Source organism: Catellatospora sp. NPDC049111 (assembly GCF_040648615.1).
GTDB classification, from domain to species: Bacteria; Actinomycetota; Actinomycetes; order Mycobacteriales; family Micromonosporaceae; genus Catellatospora; species Catellatospora aurea.
The window spans coordinates 47,354-53,490 of the sequence record NZ_JBEZEB010000057.1 but is presented as its reverse complement, the minus strand read 5'-3'; the positions used below and the strand labels follow the sequence as shown (position 1 = coordinate 53,490).

General features: G+C 71.5%; 7 protein-coding genes. 5 read left to right on the top strand and 2 right to left on the bottom strand.

Translation table 11 applies throughout. The features are described 5' to 3' along the window. The first annotated feature begins 195 nt into the window (after nucleotides 1-195). The 4 genes from AB0B66_RS40385 to AB0B66_RS40370 all read left to right on the top strand — a co-directional run bounded on the left by AB0B66_RS40385 (nucleotide 196) and on the right by AB0B66_RS40370 (nucleotide 4,181). The gene (locus tag AB0B66_RS40385; protein ID WP_360540330.1) at nucleotides 196-1,629 is read left to right on the top strand and encodes a solute carrier family 23 protein; all 1,434 of its coding nucleotides are present in this window, start codon (nucleotides 196-198) and stop codon (nucleotides 1,627-1,629) included. A gap of 57 nt (nucleotides 1,630-1,686) precedes the next feature. Then, nucleotides 1,687-2,475: an SDR family oxidoreductase gene (locus AB0B66_RS40380; RefSeq protein WP_360540336.1), complete on the top strand. Its 789-nt coding sequence runs from the start codon at nucleotides 1,687-1,689 to the stop codon at nucleotides 2,473-2,475. A 139-nt stretch (nucleotides 2,476-2,614) separates the two neighbouring features. Further along, nucleotides 2,615-3,337 (top strand): histidine phosphatase family protein, encoded by a 723-nt coding sequence (locus AB0B66_RS40375; protein ID WP_360540328.1) that lies wholly within the window; start codon nucleotides 2,615-2,617, stop codon nucleotides 3,335-3,337. Further along, nucleotides 3,321-4,181: an NAD(P)H-hydrate dehydratase gene (locus AB0B66_RS40370; RefSeq protein ID WP_360540326.1), complete on the top strand. Its 861-nt coding sequence runs from the start codon at nucleotides 3,321-3,323 to the stop codon at nucleotides 4,179-4,181. The genes AB0B66_RS40375 and AB0B66_RS40370 overlap by 17 nt, the downstream gene beginning before the upstream one ends. Nucleotides 4,182-4,206: 25 nt before the next feature. Here the strand turns inward: AB0B66_RS40370 and AB0B66_RS40365 are convergent, their stop codons facing one another. Beyond that, nucleotides 4,207-4,659 carry a GNAT family N-acetyltransferase gene (locus AB0B66_RS40365; RefSeq protein WP_360540324.1) on the bottom strand — a complete coding sequence of 151 codons (453 nt, stop codon included), beginning with the start codon at nucleotides 4,657-4,659 and terminating at the stop codon, nucleotides 4,207-4,209. A gap of 178 nt (nucleotides 4,660-4,837) precedes the next feature. Here AB0B66_RS40365 and AB0B66_RS40360 point away from each other — a divergent pair, with 178 nt between their 5' ends. Further along, a complete protein-coding gene (locus AB0B66_RS40360; RefSeq protein WP_360540322.1) occupies nucleotides 4,838-5,062 on the top strand; it encodes a hypothetical protein in 225 nt (74 codons plus the stop codon). On the opposite strand, the gene AB0B66_RS40355 is transcribed toward AB0B66_RS40360, so the two are convergent. Continuing rightward, nucleotides 5,055-6,107 (bottom strand): glutathione S-transferase C-terminal domain-containing protein, encoded by a 1,053-nt coding sequence (locus tag AB0B66_RS40355; protein ID WP_360540320.1) that lies wholly within the window; start codon nucleotides 6,105-6,107, stop codon nucleotides 5,055-5,057. The genes AB0B66_RS40360 and AB0B66_RS40355 overlap by 8 nt on opposite strands. Between the last annotated feature and the right edge of the window lie 30 nt (nucleotides 6,108-6,137).

Below are 6,137 nucleotides of genomic sequence, written 5' to 3'. Positions count from 1 at the left end.
TTGATGTGGCCACATCAAAAAAGATGTAGCCGCGGTGGACGTGGCCCCTCCGGCGGGGACGGACAGCGATCGGCGACCGCCACGGCGTGGCCCGGCCCGGGCGGGCCCTCGCGCGGTGCATCCTGTGAGCAGTCAGTTGCGCCGGGTAGTCGGCTGCGGACGGTTCGGTGGGCGCGAGCGGGCGTGAGGTGGCCGGTGTTCGGTTGGCGTGAGGTCTACGGGGGCAGGACTCCGCCGCCCGGCCGGGTCGTCGCGCCCGACGAGCGGCTGTCCTGGCCGCGCATGGTCGGCCTCGGCGCGCAGCACGTGGTGGCCATGTTCGGGGCGACGTTCGTCTTCCCGATCGTCATGGGCCTCAACCCGCAACTGGCGATCATGATGAGCGGTGTCGCGACCATCTGCTTCCTGCTCATCGTCAAGGGCATCGTGCCCAGCTACCTGGGCACCTCGGCGTCGTTCGTCAGCGCCGTCGCGGCGATCCGAGCCCAGGGCGGCGACTCCGCGCAGGTCACCGGCGCGATCCTGGTCGCCGGTCTGGTGCTGGCGCTGTGCGGCCTGCTCATCCACCTGCTCGGCTTCCGGGTGCTGCACGCCGTGCTGCCCCCCGTGGTCACCGGCGCGGTGGTCATGCTGATCGGCTTCAACCTCGCCCCGGTCGTGGCCTCGGTGTACTGGCCGCAGGACCAGTGGACGGCCCTGGTGACGATGACGTTCGTCATCGTGGTCGCGGTCGCCGCCCGCGGCTTCGTCGGGCGCATCGCCATCTTCCTCGGCCTGATCTTCGGTTACCTGCTGTCCTGGCTACTCGACCGGGTCGCCGGTCCGATCACCTCGGTGCTGCCCGGCGCGAGCGGCCCGACCACCCACGACCGGGTCGACTGGTCGGGGGTCGCCGCCGCGCCCTGGGTCGGCTTCCCGCCGCACACCACCACCGGCGCCGACGGCAACGAGGTCGCCGGCTGGCACGCCCCCGCGTTCTCGTTCGCTTTCATCCTGCTGGTGCTGCCCGCGGTCGTCGCGCTGATCGCCGAGAACGCCGGGCACGTCAAGGCGGTCGCCGAGATGACCGGCCGCGACCTCAACCCGGTCATGGGCAAGGCCATCGGCGCCGACGGCGTCGCGACCATGCTGGCCAGCTCCGTCGGCGGCTCGCCGACCACCACGTACGCGGAGAACATCGGGGTGATGGCGGCGACGCGGATCTACTCCACGGCGGCGTACTTCATCGCGGCGATCGTGGCGATCCTGTTCGGCTTCTCGCCGAAGTTCGGCGCGATCATCTCGGCCACCCCGGGCGGCGTGCTCGGCGGCATCACCGTCGTCCTGTACGGCATGATCGGCCTGCTCGGCGCGAAGATCTGGAAGGAGAACGGGGTCGACTTCGGCAACCCGATCAACCTCGTCCCGCTGGCCGCGGGCATCATCATCGCGATCGGCGACACCTCGCTGGTGTTCAGCCCGACGTTCCAGCTCAGCGGCATCGCGCTGGGCACCATCGTCACCATCGCCGGATACCACCTCGCTCGCTGGCTGGCCCCGGAACACCTGCGCGAGCAGCAGCGCCTGGAGCGCCCCTGCCCCGGCGTCGGGCTGTCACCGGCTGAGCAGCGGGGTGCTGCCGACGCCTGAGCCGCTGTGCCCGGATGAGCCCGGACCGCACCGTTTCGCTGCGATGATGAACCGGTGATGATCGACCTGTCCGGGCGCACCGCGCTCGTCTCCGGCTCCACCCAGGGCATCGGCTATGCCATCGCCGAAGCGCTGGCCCGCTGCGGCGCGCACGTCGTCGTCAACGGCCGCGGCGCGTCCACCGACCAGGCGGCGGCCAGACTGCGCGAAGCCGTGCCCGACGCGACCGTGACCGCCGTGGCCGCAGACCTGGCCACCGCCGAGGGGGCGGCGGTCATGGTCGACGCGATGCCGCAGCTCGACATCCTCGTCAACAACCTCGGCATCTTCGAAGCCAAACCGGTGCTGGAGATCGACGACGCCGAGTGGCGTCGCTTCTTCGAGGTCAACGTCCTGTCGGCAGTACGCCTCATCCGGATGTACCTGCCGGGCATGATGCAACGCGGCTGGGGTCGGGTCCAGTCCATCGCCAGCGACTCCGCGATCGTCACCCCGATCGAGATGGTCCACTACGGCATGACCAAGACCGCGCTGCTCGCCGTCACCCGGGGCTACGCCAAGGCGGCCGCCGGCACCGGCGTCACCGTCAACTCCGTCATCGCCGGACCCACCCACACCACGGGCGTGGAGACTTTCGTCGCCGAACTCGTCGGCTCAGACCTGCCCTGGGACCAGGCTCAGCGGCAGTTCATGCGCGAGCATCGCCCCCAATCGCTGCTCCAGCGCCTCATCGAACCCGAAGAGATCGCCAACATGGTCGCCTACCTGTGCTCCGACCAGGCCTCCGCCACCACCGGCGGCGCCCTGCGCGTAGACGGCGGCTACGTCGACGCCATCCTCCCCTGACCCCCTCCGCGCTGATCATGAACCTATGGCACGGCTCGACGGTGTGTCCCCGGCACAACTTCATGATCACTTCCTGGGAGGAGGTGTCGGCGGCGACCGGGCGGGTACCTCAATGACCTCATCGCGGACAAGGGGAGACATGGGCGAGCTGCAGTGGCTGGGCGCCGTACGCCACGCCGAGAGCATCGGCAACGTCGCCGCCGTGCTCGCCGAAGGCTCCGGGGCGCAGCGCCTGGACCTCGCCCCACGCGACCCCGACGTGCCCCTGTCGGACCTGGGCCGCGAACAGGCCGCCGCCACCCGCGGCTGGCTGGCCGGCCAGCCGAAACCCGACCTGGTGCTCGTCTCGCCCTATCTGCGCACCCGCGACACGGCCAAGGCCATGACCGACGGACTCGACCTGAGCCTGTCCTGCGACGAGCGGCTGCGCGACCGGGAACTGGGCATCCTCGACCTGCTCACCGCCCGCGGCGTACAGGAGCTGCACCCCACCGAGGCCGAGCGCCGCCAGCGCCTCGGCAAGTTCTACTACCGCCCGCCCGGCGGCGAATCCTGGGCCGACGTCGCACTGCGCATCCGGGCGCTGCTGGCCGACCTGCGCCGCGACCACGACGGCCGCCGCGTCCTGCTGGTCACCCACGACGTCGTCGTGCAGATCATCCGCTACCTCGTCGAAGACCTCGACGAGCAGCGCCTGCTCGACCTCAGCCGCGCCGAGGCCATCGTCAACACCTCCGTCAGCGTCTGGACCCGCGACGGCGACGGCCGCCTCACCCCGCAGCTGTTCAACGACGTCGCCCACCTGCGCGCCCGCGACACCACCCCGACCCGCGAGGAGGGCCTGCGTGCCGAACCGGTCTGAACCCGCCATCGTCACCGTCCAACTGCTGCGCGACTGGCCGCTGCCCGAGGTCGCCGGAGCCAAGGACAGCCGCGGCACCGCCCTCATCGTCGGCGGCTCCCGGCACACCCCCGGCGCGGTCCTGCTCGCCGGAGTCGCCGCACTGCGCGCCGGCGCGGGCGTGCTCCAGCTCGCCGTCGAGGAGTCCACCGCGACCGCGCTCAGCATCCAGGTGCCCGAAGCGCTCGTGCTCGACCTGCCCGAACCCCACGCCGACCGCACCCTGCCGGACCGGCTCGCCGAACTGGCCGGGCAGGCGTCGGCCGTCGCCGTCGGACCCGGCCTCGGCGACATCGACCACGCCGCAGCCCTGCTGCGCCACGTGCTCGCGGCCGCCCGACCCGAAACCACCGTGGTACTGGACGCCTACGCCCTCGGCGCGCTCAGCAAAGACCCGTCGCTCACCGCCGACCGGCCCGGCTCCTACGTGCTCACCCCCAACGTCGACGAAGCCCGCTACCTGCTCGGCGGCGAACTCGACGAAGACCTCATGGACGCCGCGGTACGCATCGCCGAGCGCTACCGCGCCGTGGTGTCGCTGTTCGGGCGCATCGCCGACCCGGACGGCCGCACCTGGTGGGAGCAGACCGGCGGCAGCGGCCTGGGCACCTCCGGCAGCGGCGACGTCCGCGCAGGGGTCGTCACCGGGCTGCTGTGCCGGGGCGCGGAGCCCGCGCAGGCGGCGTGCTGGGCGGCGTACGCCCACGCCGGCAGCGCCCAACGCCTGGCCCCCCGGTTCGGCCGGATCGGCTTCCTCGCCCGGGAGATCGCCGACGAGATCCCGGCGGTGCTCGCCGCGGTGTGACCGGCTCCCGTCAGGTCGCCGGGGATCAGTCGGGTGGGCGCTGCAGGAGCTGCCGCGACGACTGGAAGCCCAGCCGTTCGTACACCGATACCGCCCTGCGGCCGGAGTGGACCGTCACGCGGATGGCTCCCAGGTGCGTCGCATGCACCGAAGCAGCCTGCACAAGCGCCGAGCCGATGCCTTGTCCACGTTGCTCCGGCAGCACAAAGACGGTCTGGATGTCCGCGGACAGCCGGTTGGTCGCGCCTGGTCGAGGGATGCGGGGCAGGAGCGCGACCCAGGCCATGCCGACGATCTCCGCCTCGCCGACCCGGGCGACGAACGCCAGGTGCGAGTCCCGGTGGCCGACCCACCACTGCGCGAGTTCCGTGGCGAACGCGTCCACGGACCGCCCTTCCGGTTCCTCCTTGACGGTGTCCAGCCACAGCAGCCGGGCCAGCCCGCCGACGTCGCGTACATCGGCTTGATTGATCTTCACCGGGCGAGTGTGCCATGGCCGCGAAGTGCGGCTTCAGACACCTCGGGCGAATTCCGGCACCGCTTCGCCGGGCGCCACCGGGCCGGGTGGGGTGCCATCGTCCGCCCGCCCGATCTGATACCCGAGGGGTACGCGTTTCCGGACGCGTGCCCCTCGATCACGTCGTAACGTCGAGGCCATGGACGAGCAGAGCATGTCTTCATGGTGGAACGACGGGTTGTCGGGTGAGGACCGCGACGAGTGGTGCGCGGCGCTGGACACCGGCCTCGTCGGCGACGACCTGTTGATCACGCTCACCGAGGCACAGCGCGCCTGGTTGGACAAGGCCGGGACGGCGGCCGCGTCCATGGGCCCAGACCTGCAGGCATTCGTCGCCGAGGAGTGCGCGAAACGGCTCAGGTGACCGGTTCTGCGGTCAGGCTCGGAACGGTCTCGCCGGGCGCGACCGGGCCGGGCGGGGTGCCGTCGCCGAACGGACGGCCGCCCAACTCCTCACGCCCGTGCGGGGTGAGCCAACCCGACAGGTCCGGCCCGGCCGGCACCACCCCGGTCGGGTTGATGTCGCGGTGCACCTCGTAGTAGTGCGACTTGATGTGCCCGAAGTGAACCGTGTCGCCGAACCCCGGCGTGGCGAACAGGTCCCGCGCGTACGCCCACAGCACCGGCATCTCGGCCAGCTTCTGCCGGTTGCATTTGAAGTGCCCGTGGTACACCGCGTCGAAGCGCACCAGCGTCGTGAACAGCCGCACGTCGGCCTCGGTGATCGTGTCGCCGACCAGGTAACGCCGCGTGGCCAGCCGCTCCGACAGATCGTCCAGCCGAGCGAACAGCCGCCGGTACGCCGCCTCGTACGCCCGCTGCGACCCGGCGAAGCCGCACTGGTACACCCCGTTGTTGACGTCCTTGAACACCACGGCGTTGACCTCGTCGATCTCGGCGCGCAGCGCGGCCGGGTACAGCTCCGGCGCGCCCGGCCGGTGATGGGCCGTCCACTCCAGCGACAGGTCGATCGTCATCGGGGCGTAGTCGTTGGTGACGACTTTGCCCGTGGTCACGTCCACGATCGCGGGCACCGTGATGCCGCGCTCGTAACCGGGGAACCGCGCGAAGTAGGCGTCCTGCAGCCGCTCGATGCCCAGCACCGGGTCCCGGCCGTCCGGGTCCAGGTCGAAGGTCCAGCTGCGCGCGTCGTGCGTCGGCCCGGCGACCGCCATCGGCAGCGCCCGCTCCAGCCCGAGCAGCCGCCGTACGATCACCGCCCGGCTCGCCCACGGGCAGGCCCGGCTGACCACGAGCCGGTAGCGGCCTGGCTCGACCGGGTAGCCGTCCCGGCCGTCGGCGGTGATCCGAGTGGCGATGTAGCGCTGGTCACGGGTGAACTCCCCACCGGGGATCACATAACGGCCCTGCTCATCGGCGGTGTTGGCGCCCGTCGCGGTGTCGGTCATGCCGACCATGATGCCCCGCCGCACGGGATG

What these genes read in the sequence shown, in the direction of transcription:
- AB0B66_RS40355 (WP_360540320.1), bottom strand. Translation starts at nt 6,107, where the DNA reads ATGACCGACACCGCGACGGGCGCCAACACCGCCGATGAGCAGGGCCGT.
- AB0B66_RS40375 (WP_360540328.1), top strand. Translation starts at nt 2,615, where the DNA reads ATGGGCGAGCTGCAGTGGCTGGGCGCCGTACGCCACGCCGAGAGCATC.
- AB0B66_RS40360 (WP_360540322.1), top strand. Translation starts at nt 4,838, where the DNA reads ATGGACGAGCAGAGCATGTCTTCATGGTGGAACGACGGGTTGTCGGGT.
- AB0B66_RS40380 (WP_360540336.1), top strand. Translation starts at nt 1,687, where the DNA reads ATGATCGACCTGTCCGGGCGCACCGCGCTCGTCTCCGGCTCCACCCAG.